General features: G+C 68.5%; 17 protein-coding genes and 1 riboswitch. Of the genes, 16 read left to right on the plus strand and 1 reads right to left on the minus strand.

The window, feature by feature from the left end; all coding sequences use genetic code 11:
* Positions 1-277: 277 nt before the first annotated feature.
* The 6 genes from AAD027_RS03275 to AAD027_RS03300 all read left to right on the plus strand — a co-directional run bounded on the left by AAD027_RS03275 (position 278) and on the right by AAD027_RS03300 (position 7,214).
* Positions 278-2,614, plus strand: a complete 2,337-nt coding sequence (locus AAD027_RS03275) for a ribonucleoside-diphosphate reductase subunit alpha (protein ID WP_341724742.1) — start codon at positions 278-280, stop codon at positions 2,612-2,614.
* A 222-nt stretch (positions 2,615-2,836) separates the two neighbouring features.
* Positions 2,837-3,856 carry a ribonucleotide-diphosphate reductase subunit beta gene (locus AAD027_RS03280; RefSeq protein WP_341724570.1) on the plus strand — a complete coding sequence of 340 codons (1,020 nt, stop codon included), beginning with the start codon at positions 2,837-2,839 and terminating at the stop codon, positions 3,854-3,856.
* A gap of 232 nt (positions 3,857-4,088) precedes the next feature.
* A complete protein-coding gene (locus tag AAD027_RS03285; RefSeq protein WP_341724571.1) occupies positions 4,089-4,493 on the plus strand; it encodes an acyl-CoA thioesterase in 405 nt (134 codons plus the stop codon).
* Between the two features lie 200 nt (positions 4,494-4,693).
* Positions 4,694-5,701, plus strand: a complete 1,008-nt coding sequence (locus AAD027_RS03290) for a methionine ABC transporter ATP-binding protein (RefSeq protein WP_341724743.1) — start codon at positions 4,694-4,696, stop codon at positions 5,699-5,701.
* Positions 5,698-6,387, plus strand: a complete 690-nt coding sequence (locus AAD027_RS03295) for a methionine ABC transporter permease (protein ID WP_341724572.1) — start codon at positions 5,698-5,700, stop codon at positions 6,385-6,387. Before AAD027_RS03290 ends, AAD027_RS03295 begins: the two co-directional genes overlap by 4 nt.
* Positions 6,388-6,413: 26 nt before the next feature.
* Positions 6,414-7,214 (plus strand): MetQ/NlpA family ABC transporter substrate-binding protein, encoded by an 801-nt coding sequence (locus AAD027_RS03300; RefSeq protein WP_341724573.1) that lies wholly within the window; start codon positions 6,414-6,416, stop codon positions 7,212-7,214.
* Between the two features lie 49 nt (positions 7,215-7,263).
* Here AAD027_RS03300 and metE read toward each other — a convergent pair whose 3' ends face one another.
* Positions 7,264-9,555 carry a 5-methyltetrahydropteroyltriglutamate--homocysteine S-methyltransferase gene (gene metE, locus AAD027_RS03305; protein WP_341724574.1) on the minus strand — a complete coding sequence of 764 codons (2,292 nt, stop codon included), beginning with the start codon at positions 9,553-9,555 and terminating at the stop codon, positions 7,264-7,266.
* 199 nt (positions 9,556-9,754) lie between these two features.
* Positions 9,755-9,988: riboswitch (cobalamin riboswitch) on the minus strand.
* Between the two features lie 495 nt (positions 9,989-10,483).
* On the opposite strand from metE, the gene AAD027_RS03310 reads away from it, so the two are divergent.
* From AAD027_RS03310 to AAD027_RS03355, 10 genes are all read left to right on the plus strand, one after another.
* Positions 10,484-11,122: a polysaccharide biosynthesis/export family protein gene (locus AAD027_RS03310; protein WP_341724744.1), complete on the plus strand. Its 639-nt coding sequence runs from the start codon at positions 10,484-10,486 to the stop codon at positions 11,120-11,122.
* Complete coding sequence (locus tag AAD027_RS03315; RefSeq protein WP_425605373.1) at positions 11,104-12,498, plus strand: GumC family protein; 1,395 nt, start codon at positions 11,104-11,106, stop codon at positions 12,496-12,498. Before AAD027_RS03310 ends, AAD027_RS03315 begins: the two co-directional genes overlap by 19 nt.
* A 498-nt stretch (positions 12,499-12,996) precedes the next feature.
* Positions 12,997-14,445, plus strand: coding sequence for an undecaprenyl-phosphate glucose phosphotransferase (locus AAD027_RS03320; protein WP_341724745.1), 1,449 nt, complete (start codon positions 12,997-12,999; stop codon positions 14,443-14,445).
* Positions 14,446-14,493: 48 nt separating this feature from the next.
* Positions 14,494-15,780 (plus strand): polysaccharide biosynthesis protein GumE, encoded by a 1,287-nt coding sequence (locus tag AAD027_RS03325; protein WP_341724576.1) that lies wholly within the window; start codon positions 14,494-14,496, stop codon positions 15,778-15,780.
* A gap of 18 nt (positions 15,781-15,798) precedes the next feature.
* Positions 15,799-16,878, plus strand: coding sequence for an acyltransferase family protein (locus AAD027_RS03330; protein WP_341724577.1), 1,080 nt, complete (start codon positions 15,799-15,801; stop codon positions 16,876-16,878).
* Positions 16,879-16,906: 28 nt separating this feature from the next.
* Positions 16,907-18,043: a glycosyltransferase family 4 protein gene (locus AAD027_RS03335; protein ID WP_341724578.1), complete on the plus strand. Its 1,137-nt coding sequence runs from the start codon at positions 16,907-16,909 to the stop codon at positions 18,041-18,043.
* Positions 18,040-19,077, plus strand: coding sequence for a glycosyltransferase (locus AAD027_RS03340; RefSeq protein ID WP_341724579.1), 1,038 nt, complete (start codon positions 18,040-18,042; stop codon positions 19,075-19,077). Before AAD027_RS03335 ends, AAD027_RS03340 begins: the two co-directional genes overlap by 4 nt.
* Complete coding sequence (locus AAD027_RS03345; RefSeq protein ID WP_341724580.1) at positions 19,077-20,567, plus strand: lipopolysaccharide biosynthesis protein; 1,491 nt, start codon at positions 19,077-19,079, stop codon at positions 20,565-20,567. Before AAD027_RS03340 ends, AAD027_RS03345 begins: the two co-directional genes overlap by 1 nt.
* A 16-nt stretch (positions 20,568-20,583) precedes the next feature.
* A complete protein-coding gene (locus AAD027_RS03350) occupies positions 20,584-21,816 on the plus strand; it encodes a GumK N-terminal domain-containing glycosyltransferase (RefSeq protein WP_341724581.1) in 1,233 nt (410 codons plus the stop codon).
* A complete protein-coding gene (locus tag AAD027_RS03355; protein ID WP_341724582.1) occupies positions 21,803-22,591 on the plus strand; it encodes a polysaccharide pyruvyl transferase family protein in 789 nt (262 codons plus the stop codon). Before AAD027_RS03350 ends, AAD027_RS03355 begins: the two co-directional genes overlap by 14 nt.
* The last annotated feature ends 60 nt before the right edge of the window (positions 22,592-22,651 follow it).

A 22,651-nucleotide genomic window follows, 5' to 3' on the forward strand; every position in this document is an offset into this window, starting at 1 on the left:
CACCGCGCGGTGCCGGCCGCGGATTCTCCGGGGGGGAGATGGCTGGCGAAGCAGGGCACCCGCAGTCCGTCTGCGCGGTCTCGCCCCCTGCGACGCCGCTTCCCCACGCTGGTCCTCCATCCGGCCTTGCGCTACCTGCGAGGGACAGGTCGCCGCGTGCATCACGCATGGAGGAACACCCGTGACCCAGACCGATACAGCCGTGGCCGACGCCGCCGGCACCACCCCATCCCAGAAGGACGCGTTCCTGCTGACCCCGCCGCCCACCGCCACCGCGATGAGCGTGACCAAGCGCAACGGCGGCCGCGAGCCGGTGGACCTGAACAAGATCGTCCGCGCCGTGCAGCGCAACTGCGAAGGCCTGCACGCCATCGATCCGATGCGCGTGGCCACGCGCACCATCTCCGGCCTGTACGACGGCGCCAGCACGCGCGAACTGGACGAACTGTCCATCCGTACCGCCGCGCTGCTGACCGCCGAGGAACCCGAATACAGCCGCCTGGCCGCGCGCCTGCTGGCCGGCTACATCACCAAGGAAGTCACCGGGCAGGAGATCCACGCGTTCTCGCAGTCGGTCACCCGCGGCCACGAGGTCGGCCTGATCAACGAGCGCCTGCTGGGCTTCGTGCAGACCAACGCGCGCAAGTTGAACGACGCGCTGGACGCCTCGCTGGACCTGCAATTCGACTACTTCGGCCTGCGCACGCTGTACGACCGCTACCTGCTGCGCCACCCGCACACGCGCAAGGTGATCGAGACGCCGCAGCAGTTCTTCCTGCGCATCGCCTGCGCACTGAGCGAGGACGTGCTCGAGGCGCTGGCGCTGTACCGGCGCATGGGCAACCTGGATTACCTGCCCAGCTCGCCGACGCTGTTCAACAGCGGCACCACGCACGAGCAGCTCTCTTCGTGCTTCCTGCTGGACTCGCCGCAGGACTCGCTGGAATCGATCTACCAGAAGTACGGCGACATCGCCCAGTTGTCCAAGTTCAGCGGCGGCATCGGCGTGTCGTACACGCGCGTGCGTTCGCGCGGCTCGCTGATCAAGTCCACCAACGGCCACAGCAACGGCATCGTGCCGTGGCTGAAGACATTGGATTCCTCGGTCGCGGCGGTCAACCAGGGCGGCAAGCGCAAGGGCGCGGCCTGCGTGTACCTGGAGCCGTGGCACGCGGACGTGGAAGAGTTCCTGGAGCTGCGCGAGAACACCGGCGACGAGGCGCGCCGCACGCACAACCTCAACCTGGCCAACTGGGTGCCGGACCTGTTCATGAAGCGGGTGGAAGCGGATGCCGACTGGTCGCTGTTCGATCCACGCATCGTGCCGGAGTTCACCGACCTGTACGGCGACGCGTTCGAACGCGCCTACGAGCAGGCCGAGGCGCAGGGCAAGGCGGTCAAGTCGATCAAGGCGCGCGAGCTGTACGCGCGGATGATGCGCACGCTGGCGCAGACCGGCAACGGCTGGATGACCTTCAAGGACAAGTGCAACCGGGCCAGCAACCAGACCCTGCGCGCCGGCAACGTGATCCACCTGTCCAACCTGTGCACCGAGATCCTGGAAGTGACCTCGGCCGAGGAAACGGCGGTGTGCAACCTGGGGTCGATCAACCTGGGCCGGCACTTCGACGAGGACGGTTATTTCGATTTCGACAAGCTGGCCGAGACCGTGCGCCTGGCCGTGCGCCAGCTGGACCGCGTGATCGACCTGAACTTCTATCCCATCGAATCGGCCCGCCGCGGCAACCTGCGCTGGCGCCCGGTCGGGCTGGGCGTGATGGGCCTGCAGGACGTGTTCTTCAAGCAGCGCCTGGCCTTCGACAGCGACGAAGCGCGCGCGCTGTCGGCGAAGATCGCCGAGACCATCTACTTCAACGCGCTGGACACCTCGGTGGAACTGGCGCAGGAACGCGGCAGGCATCCCTCGTTCGCCGACACCCGCGCGGCGCAGGGCGAACTGCAGTTCGACGCCTGGGGCGTGGTGCCGTCCGATGCCGCGCGCTGGGACGCGCTGCGCGAGCGGATCCGGCAGCACGGCCTGCGCAACTCGCTGCTGATCGCCATCGCGCCGACCGCGACCATCGCCTCGATCGCCGGCTGCTACGAATGCGTGGAGCCGCAGGTCAGCAACCTGTTCAAGCGCGAGACGCTGTCGGGCGACTTCCTGCAGGTCAACCGCTACCTGGTGGAAGAACTGAAGAAGCTGGGCCTGTGGACGCCGGAAGTGCGCGACGCCATCAAGCAAGCGGAGGGCTCCATCCAGGGCGTGATGCAGATTCCCGACACGCTGCGGCACATCTACCGCACCACGTGGGAAATCCCGATGCGCTCGCTGATCGACATGGCCGCCGACCGCGGCGCCTTCATCGACCAGTCGGCCTCGCTGAACCTGTTCATGGAAAGCCCGAACATCGGCGCGATGTCGTCCATGTACATGTACGCGTGGAAGAAGGGCATCAAGACCACCTACTACCTGCGCTCGCGCCCGGCCACCAAGATCGCCAAGACCACGGTGGGCAGCGCGGCGGCCACCGCGCCCAAGCCGGAGTACACCCCGACCGAGGCCATCGCCTGCTCGCTGGAGAACCCGGAAGCCTGCGAGGCCTGCCAGTAACACGCTCCTCTTGTCGGCGCCGCCGACGGACGACGGAATACGGATGTTCCAGGCGCAGGGACGCGCCAGCCCATGAATCCACAAGCCCCTCTCCCGCCGGGAGAGGGGTTGGGGTGAGGGTACGGCAAAGTGACGTTGGTTCACCGCCGCTGTCCTCGCCGCACCCTCATCCGCCCTTCGGGCACCTTCTCCCGGTGGGAGAAGGGAAAAGCGAGAACCACCATGTCCACCCACAACCGCCAACTCCTGCTCGACCCCGGCTTCGAACTGACCCTGCGCCCGATGCGCTATCCGCAGTTCTACGAGATGTACCGGGACGCCATCCGCAACACGTGGACGGTGGAGGAAGTGGATTTCTCGCTGGACACCAACGACCTGAAGAACAAGTTCGGGCCGGCCGAGCGCCACCTGATCGAGCGGCTGATCGCGTTCTTCGCCACCGGCGACTCCATCGTGTCCAACAACCTGGTGCTGAACCTGTACCAGCACATCAACGCGCCCGAGGCGCGCATGTACCTGTCGCGCCAGCTGTACGAGGAAGCGCTGCACGTGCAGTTCTACCTGACCCTGCTGGACACCTACCTGCCCGACCCCAACGAGCGCGCCAAGGCGTTCGCGGCGGTGGACAACATCCCGTCGATCAAGAAGAAGGCCGAGTTCTGCTTCAAGTGGATCGACTCCATCCAGGACCTGCGCCGCATCGAGACCCGCGAGCAGCGTCGGCAGTTCCTGCTCAACATGGTCTGCTTCGCCGGCTGCATCGAGGGACTGTTCTTCTTCGGCGCGTTCGCCTACGTCTACTACCTGCGCTCGCGCGGGCTGCTGCACGGGCTGGCCAGCGGCACCAACTGGGTGTTCCGCGACGAGAGCTGCCACATGGCGTTCGCGTTCGAGGTGATCAAGACCGCGCGCGAGGAAGAGCCCGACCTGTTCGACGACGACCTGAAGGCTCAGATCGTGCAGATGATGCGCGAAGCGGTGGATTGCGAGGTCGCCTTCGCCGAGGACACGCTGTCCGGCGGCGTCGCCGGGCTGTCGATCAAGGACATGCGCCAGTACCTGGAATACTGCGCCGACCAGCGCATGGCCCAGTTGGGCATGCCCAAGCATTTCGGCTCGGCCAACCCGTTCCCGTTCATGGACCTGCAGGACGTGCAGGAACTGACCAATTTCTTCGAGCGCCGCGTGTCCGCCTACCAGGTGGGCGTGCAAGGCGAAGTCGGCTTCGACCACGCGTTCTGATCACGCCTCCCCCTGTAGGAGCGGCTTCAGCCGCGACCGCGGAAGCAAGAGGCCTTCCGACACGGATCGACGCGGATAAAAGCCAATAAAGCTTTATCCGAGTCATCCATGGCCAATAGCGTTTCTGTTTCCACGAGAGTCGCGGCTGAAGCCGCTCCTACAGCTACTTACAGCCCCGCCGGCCCTGGCGCGCTATGCTGCGGACGGGAACGGCGAGCACCGGAGCACCGCAATGAGCGAACATCCTTCTTCGGAACCGCGCCCGACCGAGGCGCGGCTGCTGCACATGGTCTTTCCCGACCACACCAACCACCTGGGCACGCTGTTCGGCGGGCAGGCGCTGGCGTGGATGGACATGTCCGCCTTCATCGTCGCTTCGCGCTATGCGCGCACCACGGTGGTCACCGCGCGCTCGGAGCAGGTGGACTTCAACCAGCCCATCCACAAGGGCGACCTGGTCGAAGTCGTCGCGCGGCTCGTCAAGGTCGGCCGCAGTTCGATGAACGTGGACGTGGAAGTCATCACCGAGGATCTGCTGAGCGGCGAGCGCAAGCTGTGCACGCGGGGCCACTTCGTGATGATCGCGCTGGACCCGCTGGGCCGGCCCACCCAGGCGCCGCCGCTGCCGGCGGCGTGATCTCGCCCGTGGGAGCGACGCAAGTCGCGACGAAGCATCCGGTTTGTCGCGACTTGCGTCGCTCCCACAAGTGAGGGAAGGCGGCCCGGCCCCGCCGGAGCCCCCGGCGCCGGTTATAAGCTCATGCCGATTGCGGCATGAGCCGGACAGGGCGACACTGCTAGGCTATGCACCCCCGCGTTCCGGCAGATGTCCCCACGGTGATCGAGTTCCAGCAGGTCCACAAGTCCTACCGTGCCGGTGCGCACGAGGTCGCCGCCCTGAGACCCCTGGATCTGGAGATCGGCGCCGGCCAGGTGTTCGGCATCATCGGCCATTCCGGCGCGGGCAAGTCCACCCTGATCCGGCTGATCAACGGCCTGGAGACGCCCAGCGGCGGCCGCGTGCTGGTCGATGGCGATGAGGTGAACGCGCTGGATGGCGCCGGCCTGCGTGCGCTGCGCCGAAGGATCGGCATGATCTTCCAGCACTTCAACCTGCTGTCGGCCAAGACCGTGGCGGCCAACGTCGCCTTTCCGCTGGAGCTGGCCGGCGCATCGCGTGCGCGGATCGATGCGCGCGTGGACGAGCTGCTGCACAAGGTCGGGCTGGAGGCCCACCGCGACAAGTACCCGGCGCAACTGTCCGGCGGCCAGAAGCAGCGGGTCGGCATCGCCCGCGCGCTGGCCACCGAGCCGAAGATCCTGCTGTGCGACGAGGCCACCAGCGCGCTGGACCCGCAGACCACCGCCTCGGTGCTGCAACTGCTGGACCGGATCAACCGCGAGCTGGGCCTGACCATCGTGCTGATCACCCACGAGATGGACGTGATCCGCCGGGTCTGCGACCGCGTCGCCGTGCTGGACGCCGGCGCCCTGGTCGAGACCGGGCCGGTCACCGAGGTGTTCCTGCATCCGCGGCATCCGACCACCCGCCGCTTCGTGGCCGAAGCCGAACAGCTGGACGAGAACGAACTGCACCGGGATTTCGAGGCGGTGGCCGGCCGCATCCTGCGCCTCACCTTCACCGGCGGCGATACCTACCGGCCGCTGCTGGGGCGGGTCGCGCGCGAGACGCAGATCGACTACACCATCCTCGCCGGGCGCATCGACCGGATCAAGAACATGCCCTACGGCCAATTGACCGTGGCCGTGGTCGGCGACGGCATCGACGCGGCGCAGGCGCGTTTCGCCGAGGCCGGCGTGCACATCGAGGAACTGCGCCGATGAGCCTCTCCTTCGGACAACAGTGGTTTCCCCACCTGGATGCGGGCAAGTGGTCGGAAATCGGCAACGCCACCGTCGATACGCTGCTGATGCTGGGCGGCTCGCTGCCGCTGACCCTGCTGATCGGGCTGCCGCTGGGCGTGCTGCTGTTCCTGACCGGCCCGCGCCAGCTGCACGCGAAGCCGGCGCTGTACGCCGTGCTGTCGCTGCTGGTGAACCTGCTGCGCTCGGTCCCCTTCATCATCCTGATGATCGTGCTGATCCCGGTCACGCTGGCGGCGATGGGCACCTCGCTGGGCGTGCGCGGGGCGATCCTGCCGCTGGTGGTCGGCGCCGCGCCGTTCTATGCGCGGCTGGTGGAAACCGCATTGCGCGAAGTGGACCGCGGGGTGATCGAGGCCAGCCTGGCGATGGGCGCCACCACCCGCCAACTGGTCCTGCGCGTGCTGCTGTCCGAGGCCCTGCCCGGACTGATCGCCGGCGCCACCGTCACCACCATCGCGCTGATCGGCTTCACCGCGATGGGTGGCGCCATCGGCTCCGGCGGACTGGGCGACCTGGCCTACCGCGACGGCTACCTGCGCTCGCATACCGATGTCGCCTTCGTCACCGTGATCGCCCTGGTGATCCTGGTGCAGATCCTGCAGATGACCGGCGACCGCCTGGTCGTCCGGTTCAACCGCCGCTGATGTTCCCTTCCCCAACGATGACCGCCATGAAAAAACCATTCGCTTCCCTGTTGCTGGTTGGTTCCCTGTTGCTGCTGTCCGCCTGCGGCGGCAAGGACGGGGCCGCGGAACAGCGACTGAGCGTTGCCGCCACCGCCGTGCCGCACGCCGAAATCCTGGAAGTGGTCAAGCCGCTGCTGGCCGAGCAGGGGGTGAAGCTGGACGTGCGGGTGTTCAACGACTACGTGCAGCCCAACGACCAGGTGGTGCAGAAGCTGATCGACGTCAACTACTTCCAGACGGCGCCCTACCTGGAGGCCTACAACCGCGACCGCGGCACCGGGCTGATCACCCTGGTCGGCGTGCATATCGAACCCTTCGGCGCCTACTCGCGGCGCTTCGCCTCGCTGGACGAACTGCCCGAGGGCGCCTCGGTGGTCATTCCCAACGATCCCAGCAACAACAGCCGTGCGCTGATCCTGCTGCACCACGCCGGCCTGATCCAGCTGAAGGACCCGGACAACGCGCTCGCCACCCAGCGCGACATCGTCGCCAACCCGAAACGGCTGGCGTTCCGCGAGCTGGATTCGGCCATGCTGCCGCGCGTGCTGGACCAGGTGGACCTGGCCCTGATCAACACCAACTACGCGCTGGATGCCGGGCTGGACCCCAGGCGCGATGCCCTGACCATCGAAGGCAAGGATTCGCCCTACGTCAACTTCCTGGTCGGGCGCCCCGACAACCAGGACGATCCGCGCGTGCAGAAGCTGATCGCCGCGCTGACCGGTCCGGAGGTCAAGGCCTTCATCGAGGCCAAGTACAACGACGCCGTGGTGCCGGCGTTCTGAACGCCGGCCACGGTCGCCGGGCCATGCGGACATGGCCCGGCGGACCGGTTCACGCGACCGCCACGACCTCGGAACGGATCTGCCGCGCGGCCGCGACCAGGGCCTCCAGCGCGGCGCGGGTCTCCGGCCAGGCGCGCGTCTTCAGGCCGCAGTCCGGGTTCACCCACAGTTGCTCCGGCGCGATCACCTCGCGCGCCTTGCGCAACAGGGCCAGCATCTCCTCGCGATCGGGCACGCGCGGGGAGTGGATGTCGTACACGCCCGGCCCGATCTCGTTGGGATAGCGGAACTCCGCGAACGCCTCCAGCAGTTCCATCCGCGAGCGCGAGGTCTCGATGGAGATGACGTCCGCGTCCATCGCCGCCACCGCTTCCATGATGTCGTTGAATTCCGAGTAGCACATGTGGGTGTGGACCTGCGTTTCGTCGGCCACGCCCGAGGCGGTGATGCGGAAGCATTCCACCGCCCAGTCCAGGTACGCCTGCCAGTCGGCGCGGCGCAGCGGCAGGCCTTCGCGCAGGGCGGGCTCGTCGATCTGGATGACGCCGATGCCGGCGGCTTCCAGGTCCAGCACCTCGTCGCGCAGCGCCAGCGCGATCTGCCGGCAGGTCTGCGCGCGCGGCTGGTCGTCGCGCACGAACGACCACTGCAGCACCGTCACCGGCCCGGTCAGCATGCCCTTCATCGGCCGGTCGGTCAGCGACTGCGCATACTGCGACCAGCGCACCGTCATCGGCACGGGCCGCTGCACGTCGCCGTAGATGACCGGCGGCTTGACGCAGCGCGAACCGTAGCTCTGCACCCAGCCATTGCGGGTGAAGGCGAAACCGTCGAGCTGTTCGCCGAAATACTCCACCATGTCGTTGCGCTCGAACTCGCCGTGCACCAGCACGTCCAGGCCGATCTCTTCCTGGAAGCGCACGCAGCGCTCGGTTTCCTCGGCCAGGAAGCGGTCGTAGTCGGCGTCGCTCCACTTGCCGGCCTTGTGATGGGCGCGCGCCTCGCGCACGGCCTGGGTCTGCGGGAAGGAACCGATGGTGGTGGTGGGGAAGGCGGGCAGCCGCAGCGCGGCCGCCTGCTTCTGCCGGCGCTGCGGATACGGCGAGGCGCGATGCGCGGCGGCGCCGTCCAGTGCGGCCAGGCGCGACGCGATGGCGGCACGGTGCACCTTGTCCGAACGTCGCCGCGATTCGATCCGGTCGCGCGCATCGGCCAGCGCGGCCTCGGCCGCTCGCGGCGACGCCAGCGCATCGGACAGCACGCGCAGTTCCTCGATCTTCTGCCGCGCGAACGCCAGCCAGCTGCGCAGGTCGCCGGACAGGTTCTTCTCGCCGGTCGCGTCCACCGGCACGTGCAGCAACGAGCATGACGGCGCCAGCCACAGACGCTCTTCGCCCACGTGGCCCAGCGCGTACTTGGCCAGGATCAGCGCATTGTCCAGGTTCGCGCGCCAGATGTTGCGGCCGTCGACCAGCCCGGCCGACAGCACGCGGCCCTTCGGCAATACCTTCAGCACTTCGTCCAGTTGGTCCAGTCCACGCACCAGGTCCAGGTGCAGGCCGTCGACGGGCAGCGCCGCCGCCAGCGGCAGGTTGTCGCCCAGCTTGCCGAAGTAGGTGGCGAGCAGCAGGTTGGGCCGGTCCGCCTCCGCCAGCGCGCCGTAGGCCTTGAGGAAGGCCGCGCGATCGTCGTCGTCCAGGTCCAGCACCAGGCAGGGTTCGTCGATCTGCACCCACTCGGCGCCGGCCTGCTTCAGGCGCGACAACAGTTCGGCGTACACCGGCAGCAGGCGGTCCAGCAAGGCGAGGCGGTCGCTGCCGTCCACCGTCTTGGACAGCAGCAGGAAGCTCACCGGCCCCAGCAGCACCGGCCGCGCCACGTGGCCGTCGGCGATGGCTTCGAGGTATTCCGCCACCGGCTTGTCGCCGCGCAGGCGGAAGCTCTGCCCGCCGTGCAGTTCCGGCACCAGGTAGTGGTAGTTGGTGTCGAACCACTTGGTCATCTCCAGCGCGCGCAGGTCCGCGCCGTCCTTCTGCACGCCGCGGGCGAGGGCGAAGTAGCCGGCCAGCGGGTCGGCATCGGCCAGCGCGCGGTAGGCATCGGGGATGGCGTCGAACAGGAAGGCGGTGTCGAGCACGTGGTCGTACAGCGAGAAGTCGTTGCACGGCACGGCATCGGCGCCGGCGTCGCGTTGCAGCCGCCAGTGGCGGCGGCGCAGTTCGCGCGCGGTGTCCCGCAGCGCGTCGGCGGTGGTGTCGCCACGCCAGTACGATTCCAGTGCGAACTTCAGCTCCCGCCTGGCGCCGATGCGCGGGAAGCCGAGGGTGGTAACGGTGGTCATGGTGCGTTTCCTCATGCGGTTGCGGATGAGGAACGAAGGAACCGCGCGCCGGGCCGGAACCCGCCACGCCAGCGACCTTCGCCCCCGCGGGCGAACCGGAATGCCGACGGCAGGCGCAGGAGGACGCATCCGGGCGCAGGGCCACGGACGCAGGCTCCGGCCGCCTCCCCTCGGAAGCTCCAGGTCAGGCGAAGGACGGTCGTGTCCTCCGGCCAGGGCAGGTCTTCGGGCTCATGGACGGGCGCGTGAGCGCTGGCCTACTTCCCGCCGCTTCCCGGTCCGCCAGGACCAGTGCTGTTGGCGAGGTTCGTTTCCAAATACCGCTGCGGGGCAGCGCCGGAATGGGACGTTGGAGCAGTCCGCACCGGCTTCCCTTTTAATTCCATCGCTATATCTGGATAAAGCGATGGAAACCTTGGCGTGGCGACGATACGGCGGATCGCGCGCGCGGTCAAGAAGATGCATGGCCGCTCGAAGCCATCACTTGGCGCGTACCGGTCATGGCGGGACAGGCCCTCACGCGCAGGTCGTACGCGACACGGCGCGCTCCCTGAAGCCAGTGCGCATCGCGGATCTTTCACGGCTTCTTCGCAATCATGTGCAAAGAATGAATCCGGCGCGCCGCTGGCGCGCTTCCTAACCGCCGCAGGGACGCAATTCACGGCGGATCGGAACGGGGTCGTGTTAGTTGTACTCCCTCGATGGATGGGTCGAATCGGCGCCCGGACCGGAACGAGGTCCGATTGCCCGGTTCTGTCGCCGCCGGTGAAACCAGGCCGGCGCGGCTGCGAGAGTGATTGATCAGTACCGCCAGGGTTGGGCAGTTTGCCGGCGACAACAGGCCGGCTATCGAGTAGAACGGCGCCGAATCCAGAGGTGGCATGTGAGCAGGATCAATCGAACGATTGGAGTGGCGCTGGTTTGCCTGATGGCATTGAGCGCATGCGGCAGCGGCGCGCCCACCCGGGACCTGCCGCCGGCCGACCCGGTGGGCAGTGCGCTCGGCCGGCCCGAGTACTGGCTCGGCCCGGGCGACCTGCTCAAGGTGCAGGTGTTCCAGCTCCCCGACCTGGAGCGCGAGATACGCGTCGACAACGCGGGCCGCATCACCCTGCCGCTGATAGGCGCCGTGCAGGCGGCGGGCACCAGCCTCAGCCAGATGGAAACCCAGGTGGCGGCGCTGTACGGCGACCGTTACCTGCAGGACCCGCAGGTCACCATCACACTGCTGGAGTCGCCCAACCAGCAGGTGACGGTGGGCGGTGCGGTGGAGCAGACCGGCATCTACCCGATGGGCGCGCCGCACCTGACCCTGCAACAGGCCGTCGCCCTGGCCAAGGGCGTCAGCAATGTCGCCGACCGGCGCAACGTCATCGTGTTCCGCACCGTCGGCGGCGAGCGCATGTTCGCCCGGTTCGACCTGCTGCAGATCCAGCAGGGCAAGCTGAACGACCCCGACATCTACGGGGGCGACATCATCATCGTCGACCGTTCGGATGCGCGCGTGCTGCTGCGGACCCTGATCGAACTCACGCCCTTCGTCGCCGTGTGGCGGGCCTACCGATGAGTACGGACCCGCATCTGGACCCGCACGACGCGCCCGTCGAGGGCACGCTGGGCGAATACGCCAGAGCGCTGTTGCGGCGCTGGCTGTTGATCGTCGCCATCGCTGCGGCGGTGGTGCTGGCGACCGTGGCGATCAGCCTGATGCTGACACCCAAGTATCGCGCCACGACCACGCTGCAGATCGAGCGGGAAGCGATGAAGGTGCTGGACATGAAGGACCTGATCCCGAGCGAATCGCCGATGGATCGCGACTTCTACCAGACCCAGTACGAGCTGCTGATGAGCCGTTCGCTGGCGCGGCGGGTGATCGCCAAGACCGGCCTGGCCGATCATCCGGCCTATCGCGAGGAAGTCGAAGCGCTGACGAAGAAGCTCGACGGAAAGGCCGCGCCGTCGCGGCGCGTGCTGATCGAGCGCGCCCTGACCGAGCAGGTGCTGGCATCGTTGCAGATCGAGCCCGTGCGCAACTCGCGCCTGGTGAAGGTGCACTTCGAGTCGCCCGACCCGGCCCTGTCGGCCCGCGTGGCCAACACCTACGCCAGCGAGTTCATCGCCAGCGGGCTGGAACGCCGGCTGCAGGCTTCCTCCTTCGCCACCGACTACCTGTCCGACCGCCTCGCCCAGCTCAGGCAGCGCCTGGAGGATTCGGAGAAGAACTTCGTGGAGTTCGCCGGCCAGGAGAAGATCGTGTCGGTGGGCGAAGACAGGCCTTCGCTGCCGGCGCAGAACCTGGCCGAGCTCAACGCCCTGCTGGCGACGGCACAGGATGCGCGCATCAAGAGCGAGGCCGCCTGGCGCCAGGCCAGGTACGGCAGCGGGCTGGCCCTGCCGCAGGTCGTGTCGAACCCGCTGATCCAGAGCCTGATGCAGACGCGCGCGCAGCTCTCCGCCGAATACCAGCAGAAGTTGTCCACCTTCAAGCCGGATTATCCGGACATGCTGCGCCTGAACCGCCAGCTCGGCGAGGTGGGCCAGCAGATCAACTTCCACGTCGCCAACATCCGCGAGTCCATCAAGGCGGAATACGACGCCGCCAGCGCGCAGGAGCAGATGCTGGAGAACCGGATCGAGCAGTTGAAGGGCGCCGAACTGGACCTGCAGGACCGCAGCATCCGCTACAACATGCTCAAGCGCGAGGTGGACACCAACCGGCAGCTGTACGACGGGATGCTGCAGCGCTTCAAGGAGATCGGCGTGGGCGGGAACGTGGGCGCCAACAACATCTCGGTGGTGGATCCGGCCGACGTGCCCGGCAGGCCGAGTTCGCCGCGATGGGCGTTCAATCTCGCGCTGGCCGCCATCTTCGGTCTCTTCGCCGGCGTGCTCGCCGCGCTGCTGCTGCATGTCGCGCGTGTTCCGCGCCGACCGCGTCCGTGATCCCATCGAGGATCGCCGTCCGTCGGAATCCGCCTACCGCCTGTTCCACCGCATGGTCGATGCGCGCACCCGATGCGCGTGCGAATGCGCGTCCGTCCGTCGCTGCGTCGTGGTTGCACGCGTGATCGCTATCACGCAATGCAGTCCGGCGACAGCGATTCCGCGCAACCCGTCGCGTTTACCTAGATGACTCGCGCGCCGAACGCGTGAACAGGAAACCGTTGCATGCACGCCGCTTTCACGGCCACATGCTCTATTTTTGCACTGCAACAAAACGATCCATCCAACGCAAAGCGACAACGGCGCGTGCGCTCCGGCCCTGGTCTCCAGGGCGGCGCGACACGTTTCCTCCAACCCAGCAAGCAAGGCTTGCCGTTCGCCTGGGGTCGATGCTGGAGGGCATCGAAATAGGCATCGGCAAGGACGGTTAACAGCGCGGTCCGTTGCCCGGTGTCCCCCTGCACCGATGCGTTCCACGCATGTTACGGAATGCTCGACATGCTCCTGGCGAATCTCAGTGCCGACACTTCGGCACCTTCCCCCCGTTTGCTTTCGAAATACTCGACCGCCGCCGATGCATGCCTGCGGATCTCGGATCTGGCGATGGTCTTGGTCGCCGCATTGCTCGCATATCGCCTGCGCTTCGACACGTGGACGCCCGCCATCGGGGACTGGATCCCGATCAGCACTTCGATCCTCTCCGCGGCCCTGTGCTTCAACGCATTCCCGTTGTACCGCAGCTGGCGCGGACGCGGCGTGCTGAGCGAAGTCTGGATACTGGGCCTGGCCTGGACCACCGTGCTGGCGCTGATCTCCGTCCATACCTGGCTGCTGCAGCTGGACCGGCCCACGTATCTCCTGTGGGTGGGCCTGTGGTACGTGCTCGGATTCGCGCTGCTCGGTTTCTCGCGCGTCGCGGTGCGCGGCGTGCTGAGCATGCTTCGCAGCGCGGGCATCGACGTGCGGCGGGTGGTGGTGGTGGGCATGCGCCCGCCCGTGATCAGGATCCATCGCTACCTGCGGCAGAACGCCTGGGTCGGCATGCAGATCGTCGGTTATTTCAGCACGCGCGACGACATCAACATCGCCGACAGCACGGACCTGCACTGCCTGGGTCCGGTGCAGAACCTGCGCGAGTACCTGGCCGGCGACCGGGTCGAGGAAGTCTGGATCTCGCTGCCCATGGGCAAGCTGGGACGGATCAAGTCGGTGCTGACGATGCTGGACAAAACGCCGGTCAAGGTGAAGCTGGTCCCGGACACCTCCGAACTCGCCGCGCTCAACCAGTCGGGAGAGCAGATCGGCAGCGTGCCGGTGATCAACCTGCGCCAAGGCAGCGATGCGCCCGACAATTCCTTCTTCATCATCAAGGCCGCCATGGACCGCACGCTCGCGCTGGTTGCATTGGTGGGGCTGGCGCCGCTCATGCTGGCCATCGCGCTGGCCGTGAAGCTCAGTTCGCCCGGGCCCGTGCTGTTCCGCCAGAAGCGCCATGGGCGGGCGGGCGAGGAATTCTCGATGCTCAAGTTCCGGTCGATGCGCGCCGACCTGCCCGCGAGCGCCGAGGTCAGGCAGGCGACGCGCGGCGATCCGCGGGTGACGCGGCTGGGCGCGTTCCTGCGGCGCAGCAGCCTGGACGAACTGCCGCAGCTGTTCAACGTGCTGGGCGGCAGCATGTCCCTCGTCGGCCCGCGCCCGCACGCGATCCAGCACAACCGCCAGTACGGGATGCTGATCAACTGCTACATGCAGCGGCACTACGTGAAACCCGGCATCACCGGCTGGGCGCAGGTCAACGGCTTCCGCGGCGAGACGCCGCGGCTGCGCGACATGAAGAAGCGGGTGCAGTACGACATGGACTACATCCGCCGCTGGTCGCCGTGGCTGGACCTGAAGATCATGGCGCTGACCGCGGTCAGGCTTTTCGGCCAGAAGCAGGCGTACTGACATGGTCGCGCCCTGTTCCCGCGCGTCTCCATGCGGGAGACGCCCGCGATGACGTCGCCGCGCGTCGCCGAAGGACGCCTCGGCGATCCCGCCGTGGTGGCCGTGCTGCTGCTGGCCGTGGGCTACAACTTCCTGCTGGCGCTGTTCAACGCGCAGGTCATCGCGGTCGGGCCGTCGTGGGCGTACGCGCTGGAACTGGCCATCTACGCGGCCTGCTTCCTGCTGGGCCTGCGTGCGCTGGGCCGCGACGGGCAGCTGCTGGTATTCGCAGGCCTGGGCGTGGTGCTGGCCTTCAACCTGCTGCGCTTCCTCGGGACCTGGAGCTTCGACATGAAGCTGCTGCGCGACGCGATCATCCCGTTCGCGTTCCTGGCCCTGGGCGCGGCGTACCGCGGCCGGCTGCACAGGCTGGTGGTGGGGCTGGCGGTCGTCGTCGCGCTGGTGGCGGCCTTCGAGATGGCGTTCCCGGACCTCTACGGCGACCTGGTCGATCCACGCAGCTATTTCGTCAACACGCGCGGCAACTACGAGGACGATTTCTGGAACGAGGAAAGCAAGCTCTACGTCAGCGCCACCCGCCCGGGCGAGCGGAACTGGCTGGGGGGCTTCGATCTGCCGCGGGTCTCCTCGATCTTCGTCGAGCCGGTGACGATGGGCAACTTCATCATCTTCTTCTGCGCGGCGGCGATCACCTTCTGGCGCTCCCTGCGCGTCGCCGGCGTGGCGTTCTCGCTGCTGCTGATCCTGTTCCTGCTGGTCGCTTCCGACGGACGCCTGGCCAGTGCGACCTGCCTGTCGATGCTGCTGCTGGCGCCGTTGCTGAGACGGACCGACCAGGCGCTGGCCGGGACGCTCTTCGTCGGCGTGCTGCTGGCCGGCTGGCTCGCCGTATGGACGCTCGGCGTCACCGCGTACCAGGACACCCTGCTGGGCCGCGTGTTCGTATCGGTCGCCGCGATCGAGGGAATGACGCCGCGGGAGTGGTTCGGCATGGACCTGGCCGCGCCCTACCGCTATTCCGACAGCGGGATCGCGTACTTCATCGCCGGACAGTCCATCGTGGTGGTGCTCGCCTTCCTGCTCGGCTATTCGTTCCTGTTGAGGATGCCGACCAGCAACGGCCAGCTGTTCAAGAACCTCTTCATGGTGGCGTTCGCGCTCAGCCTGCTGGTTTCCAACGCCTACTTCTCGATCAAGACCGCGGGACTGTGGTGGTTCGCGTGCGGCTACTTCTGGAAGCTGCGCATTCCGCAGACGGCACCGGCGCCCAAGCGCCGTTCGACCGCGCTCGCGTCCCGGGACCCAACGGGCGCGCGGGCGGCCGCATCGTCATGAACAGAACCGGAGCCCCGCATGGCCTCGCTCACCCGCACCTCTCCACGACACGGCGACGCGGCCACTCCCATCGCCGAAGCGCGCGATGCGCGCATCGATGCCGCCAAGGGCGTGGCCATCGTGCTGGTGGTGGTGGGCCATGCCAAGGGAGTCCCGCAGCTGGTGGCGTTGCTGGCCTACAGCTTCCACGTGCCGCTGTTCTTCCTGCTGTCGGGCTGGCTGTCGCAGCGGCGCGGGATGCGCGCTCCCGCCGAGGCGACGGCGACGCTGGCCCGTTCGCTGCTGGTGCCGTACGCCTTCTTCTTCCTGCTGGCTTACGCGTACTGGCTGCTCACGCGCCAGATCGGCGAGAAGGCAGCGCGTTGGGGCCAGACGCCCTGGTGGGACCCCATCGGCGGATTCCTGACCGGCATCGGGCCGCGCCTGTACGTGCATCCGGCGCTGTGGTTCCTGCCGGCGCTGTTCACCACCGCACTGGCGTATCTGCTGCTGGGCAAGCGGTTGCAACCCGGCGCCATCGCGCTGCTGTCGCTGCCGCTGGCGCTGCTGTGGATCGCGGCGTTTCCCGGTGCGGGCGTGCGCCTGCCGTTCGCCCTGGACATCCTGCCGGTCGCGCTGTTCTTCTACGCCTGCGGGGCGTTCTGCGTCCGCGCGCTTCCGTTGCCGCGATCAGCGCCGACAGGCGCCGCGTGCGCCGCGGCGTTGCTGGTGCCGTGGCTGTGGCTGGCGTGGAGCAATGGACGGGTGGACATCAACCAGCTGCGCTTCGGCGCTTCGGGCTGGAAGTTCGTCCTGGCCAGCCTGTCGGGCACCGCGATCGTCCTGCTGGCCAGCCCGCTGGCGGCGCGGTCGGCCGCGCTGCGCTGGATCGGCCGCAACACGCTGCTGATCCTGTGCACGCACATGCTGGTCTTCTTCGTGCTGTCGGGGATCGCGTCCTTGCTCGGCCTGTTTCCGTCGGGCAGCAAGCCGGGCCCGGCCTGGGCACTGGGCGTTTCCACCATCGCGATCGCGCTGTGCGTGCCGTTGCGCGGGCTGTTCGCGCGCCATGCGCCGTGGGCGCTGGGCCTGCGCGGCGCCCCGGTGCCGGCGGCATGAAGGCGGCCACCGCCCGCGGTGCGGCCCCATGAAGGTCGTGCACGTGGTCCGGCAGTTCCACCCCTCGGTGGGCGGCATGGAGGAAGTCGTGCTGAACATCGCGCGCCGCCACCTGGCCGCCAGCGACGACGAGGTGGAAGTGGTGACGCTGAACCGGATCTTCCACGACGGCGCGCGCCGGCTGGATGCGAGCGAACGGCACCAGGGCGTGCCGGTGCGGCGCCTCGCCTACGCCGGATCCACCCGCTATCCGCTGTGTCCGCAGGTGCTGGGCGCGCTGCGCGGCGCCGATGTCGTCCACGTGCACGGCATCGATTTCTTCTACGACTACCTGGCCTTGACCGGCGCGGTGCACCGCAAGCCGCTGATCGCCTCCACCCATGGCGGCTTCTTCCACACGGCGTACGCGTCGCGGCTCAAGCGGTTGTGGTTCGGCACCATCACCCGCGCTTCCGCGCGCGCCTATCGGCGCATCGTCGCGACCAGCCGCAACGACGGCGAGATGTTCGCCCCGCTGATGGCGACCGAACGCCTGCGCGTGATCGAGAACGGCGTGGACGTCGGCAAGTTCGCCGGGGCGGGCGCGCGGGCGCCGGGCAAGACCCTGATCAGTTTCGGGCGCTGGTCGGCGAACAAGGGCATTCCGGAGACCCTGGACCTGTTGCGGCGGCTGGTCGCGGACGATCCGGCCTGGCGGCTGATCCTGGCGGGACGCGAGTTCGACCTCAAGCGTGCGGACATCGACCAGGGCATCCACGCGCGCGGGCTGCAGGCGCACGTGGAGGTCGCCGAGGCGCCATCGCAGGCACAGCTGGCCCAGTTGCTGGCGCGTGCCCAGTACTTCGTCTCGCTGTCGCGCCACGAAGGGTTCGGCATCGCCGCGATCGAGGCGATGAGCGCGGGACTGGTTCCCGTGCTCGCCGACATCCCGCCCTACGCCAAGCTGCATGCCGAATCGCGGCTCGGGATCGTGGTCGACGCGCAGGACCCCACATCCGCCGCGCACGCGGTCGGCGAACTGGCCGCCGTGGACCCGGACGCCTTCATGGCGCGCCGGCGACAGGCCATCGCGCACGTCGCCCGTTACGACTGGGATGCGGTGGTGGACCGCTACCGGGACGAATACCGCTGGGCGGTGGCGCACGCCGCCGGGGGCGTGCCATGAGCGCCACGCGGACCACATCCCCGCTTGCGGCGCCGGCCGCCCGCCGGTTCACCGTGCTGCAATCCACCGGCGCGCCGGACGACACCACCAACCCCTACCTGGTGCAGTTGCTGCGCGCGCTGCCGCGGAACGTGGAGATCCGCTACTTCACGATGCGCACCGCCCTGTTCTCTTCCTACGACCTGTTCCACGTCCACTGGCCGGAATACCTGGTGCGGCACCGCGCTCCCGCCGCCGCCCTGGCCAAGCAGGCATGCTTCGCCCTGCTGCTGCTGCGCCTGTGGCTGGCGCGCGTGCCGGTGGTGCGCACGCTGCACAATGCGCAGCCGCACGAGCAGGGCGGACCGGTCGAGCGCTTGCTGTTGCGCTGGCTGGATCGGCTGACCACGCGCAGGATCAGCATCAACGCGGCGGAAGAGGCGGCGGCCACCGACACCATCCTGCACGGCCACTACCGCGACTGGTTCGCGGCGCGGCAGGTGCCGCCACAGGTGAAGGGACGCCTGCTCTGTTTCGGGCTGATAAGGCCCTACAAGGGAGTGGAAACCCTGCTCGCGGCATTCCGCGAATTGCCGGACGACGACGCCACCCTGCGCATCGTCGGCAATCCGGTCAACGACGAGATGCACCGGGTCGTGGAAGCTGCCTGCGCCGCCGATGCACGGACCAGCGCGCGGCTGGAGTACGTCGGCGACGACGTGCTGGCGCACGAGATCGGCGAAGCGCAATGCGTGGTGCTGCCCTACCGGCACATGCAGAACTCGGGCGCGCTGCTGCTGGCCCTTTCGCTGGCGCGCCCGGTGCTGGTGCCGCGCAACGAGCCCAATGCGGCGCTCGCGGCCGAGGTCGGTCCGGACTGGGTCAGGCTCTACGACGGCACGCTGGACGCGCAGGACCTGGCCGCCGCGTTGCACGCGCAGGACCTGCCGCGCCACGGACAGGCCCCGGACTTGTCGCGGCGAGAATGGCCGGCGCTGGGAAGGCAGCACCACGCCGCCTACGTGGCCGCCTTGAACGCAGGAGGCCGGGGGTGATGGAGACGGGAAAACCCTCCGCCAGCGCCGTGCCCGCCACGCCCTCGCTGGGCCGCCTTGCCGCTGGCGGCGCCCTGGTGACCATGGGCGGCCAGTTGGCGAAGATCGCGGTGCAGTTCGGCGGCATCGTGCTGCTGGCGCGCCTGCTGACGCCGCGCGACTACGGGCTGGTCGCGATGGTGGTGGCGATCATCGGCGTCGGCGAAGTGCTGCGCGATTTCGGCCTGTCCTCGGCGGCGATCCAGGCCAGGCATCTCAGCCGCGGGCAGCGCGACAACCTGTTCTGGATCAATTCCGGCATCGGCCTGGCGCTCGCGGCCACCGTCTTCCTGTCCGCCGGCGCCATCGCCGATTTCTACCGCGAGCCGCTGCTCGGACCGGTGGCGCAGGCGATATCGGCGACACTGCTGCTCAATGGGCTGACCACGCAGTTCCGCGCGCACCTGAACCGCGAGATGCGGTTCGGACCACTGGCCCTGGCCGATGTCGCCGGGCAGTTGGTAGGGCTGGGCGCGGCCGTGGCGGCGGCGCTGGCCGGCTGGGGCTACTGGGCGCTGGTGGTGCAGGCGCTGGTGCAGGCATCGACGCTGCTGGCGTTGATGGCGCTGGCGTCGCGCTGGTGGCCGCGCCTGCCGCAGCGGGACGTGGAGATGCGCGGCCTGCTGCGGTTCGGCGGCAACCTGGTGGCCTCGCAGTTGCTGGTCTACTTCAGCAACAACCTCGGCCAGATCCTGGTCGGCAACCGCTTGGGTGCGGTCCCGCTGGGCCATTACAACCGCGCCTTCGCCTTGCTCATGATGCCGCTGACCCAGCTCAACGCGCCGGCCACGACCGTCGCGTTGCCGGTGCTGTCGCGGCTGCAGGGCGACCCCGCGCGCTATTCGGCGTTCCTGCTGCGCGGACAGGCCACGCTGATGCACTTCGTCATCGCCATCCTGGCTTTCGCCTGCGCGCAGGCCGGCCCGTTGATCCACCTGGTCCTGGGCGAACGCTGGGCGATGACGGTGCCCATCTTCCGGATACTCGTGGTGGGCGGCCTGTTCCAGGCGGCGGGCTACGCGGCCTACTGGGTGTTCCTTTCCAAGGGCCTGACCGGCCCGCAGCTGCGGTACTCGATCGTCAGCCGCACGCTGGTGATCGCCTGCATCGCGATCGGCTCGCAATGGGGCGTGCTGGGCGTCGCCGGCGGATACGCCTGCGGCATGGCGGTTTCCTGGCCGCTGGTGCTGTGGTGGCTGGGCCGCGCATCCGATGCGCCCACCCGCGGCATGCTGACCGGCGGCCTGCGCGCGCTCGCCGGCTACGGCCTGTGCGGACTCATCTCGCATGCCGCTTCCCTGCCGTTCGCCGACGCGTGGATGCCGTGGCGACTGCTGGCCGGCAGCGTCGCATTCGCGGCCGCGTTCGCGCTGCTCTGCCTGGCCTGGCCCGCGTTCCGCCGCGACGTGGCCGGCATCCTGCACACCCGCACGCTCCTGCGAAACGCATGACGAGGAGGCTCCCGCCATGTCCACGATCGACGCAACCACCGAACACCCTCCCCATGCCGATGCCGGCGCGGCGCGTCCACGCCCTCGCGCCGCACCCGGGAACTTCCTGATCCTGTCCGCGCACGACTACCGCACGCCGCGCCGGGCCAACATCCATTTCATCGCCGACGAGCTGGCCAGGCGCGGGCAGGCGCGCTTCTTCTCGCTCCGCTACAGCGCGCTGTCGCGGTGGAAGCACGACATCCGGCTGCCGCTGGACGCGCGGGCCAACACGGTCGAACGCCATGGCGACGTCGAATGCTTCCTGTGGAAGGCCGTGCTTCACCCGTTCAACACGCGCAGGCGCTGGCTGCGGCCGCTGGAACACTTGATGTTCCGCTGGTATGCGCGCCGCCCGCCGCCCGTCCTGGTGTCCTGGCTGCGCGAAGCCGACGTGGTGATCTTCGAGAGCGGCACGGCGGTCGTGTTCGCGGAGCTGGCCAGGAGGATCAACCCCTCGGCCCGCCTGATCTATCGCGCCTCCGACAGCCTGGACGCGATCGACAGCGCGCACTACGTGCGACAGGCCTTCGCGCGCGCGGCGGCGGACATGGATGCGATCGCGCTGGTGTCGCCGGCGATGGCGGACGGGGTCGCCAGCCGGCACAACGTGTACCACGTGGGCCATGGCATCGATCCCCGGATCGACCGCCAAGCCGATCCTTCGCCCTACCGGGCCGGCCTGCATGCCGTCGCGGTCGGCTCGATGCTGTTCGATCCCGCGGCCATCGCCATCGCCAGCCGCGCGTTCCCCGAGATCACCTTCCACGTGATCGGCTCGGGCCGCGGCCGCATGCCCGGGTATGGCGACAACGTGGAGGTGTACGGCGAGATGCCGCACGCGCGGACGCTGCGCTACATCAAGCATGCCGACCTCGGCATCGCGCCGTACGCGTCGGCGCGGTTGCCCGCCTACCTGGCCGACAGTTCGCTGAAGCTGCTGCAGTACGACTTCTTCGCGCTCCCGGCCATCTGCCCGCATGCGGTCGTCGGAGGATACGCGTCGCGCTTCGGCTACACGCCCGGCGACGCGGAATCCGTGGTCGCCGCGATCCGCCTCGCCCTGCGGGCGCCGCGGGTGCGTTCCCGCGAACCCCTGGACTGGCCGCAGACGGTGGACCGGCTGCTGGAACCCGAGCGCTATCCGGAAACCCGACTGGCGCCGTCCTCCACGGCGGATTCCGGGAGGCGGGTCCATGTCGATGCTTGAGGCCTGGCATGCGCGCCGGCTGCGCCGCGCCCTGTACTGGTGGCAGCCCGCGGACGGCCGGATCAACGTCGGCGACCACCTGTCGAAGGTGATCGTGGAAGCGATGCTGGCCCTGCGCGACCTGGAGCTTCCGCGCAAGCGCGACCCGGGGCGGCGCTTGTTCGCGATCGGCTCGGTCCTGCACAACGCGCGCGATGGCGAAACGGTATGGGGCAGCGGCATCAACGCGAAGATCCCCGACGACCGGCACCGGTTCCGCACGCTGGATGTCCGCGCGGTGCGCGGACCGCTGACGCGGCGGTGGCTGATGGATCGCGGCCTGAGCGTGCCGCAGGTGTATGGCGACCCCGCGCTGCTGATGCCGGCGTTCTACCCCCGCGAACTGGTCGGCGCGGCGGCGGCGACCGATTTCGTGGTGGTGCCGCACTTCAACGAGCCGGCCGCCAAGTACGCCGCCTACCAGGACAGGTTGCTGTCGCCGGCCACCCTGCCGCTGGCGTTCGTGCGCACGCTGCTGGGCGCGGGCAGGGTGGTCTCCAGTTCGCTGCACGGGGTCATCCTGGCGGAGGCCTACGGCGTCCCCGCCGTCTACCTGGACAGCGGCAACGGCGAGAACCGCTTCAAGTACGACGACTACTACGCCGGTACCGGCCGGCCGTCCTGGCATGCGGGGCGCACGGTCGAAGAATGCCTCGACCTGGGCGCCAACGGACGCTTCGACCTGCACGGCATCCAGCAAGGCCTGCGCGAGACGTTTCCCTATGACCTGTGGTGATGCGCCCGCCCGCCGCGCGGATGTTCCGGCGGACAGGCGCCCCACACCGACACCGAGGAT

It is taken from the genome of Pseudoxanthomonas putridarboris, assembly GCF_038321125.1.
Taxonomy (GTDB): domain Bacteria; phylum Pseudomonadota; class Gammaproteobacteria; order Xanthomonadales; family Xanthomonadaceae; genus Pseudoxanthomonas_A; species Pseudoxanthomonas_A putridarboris.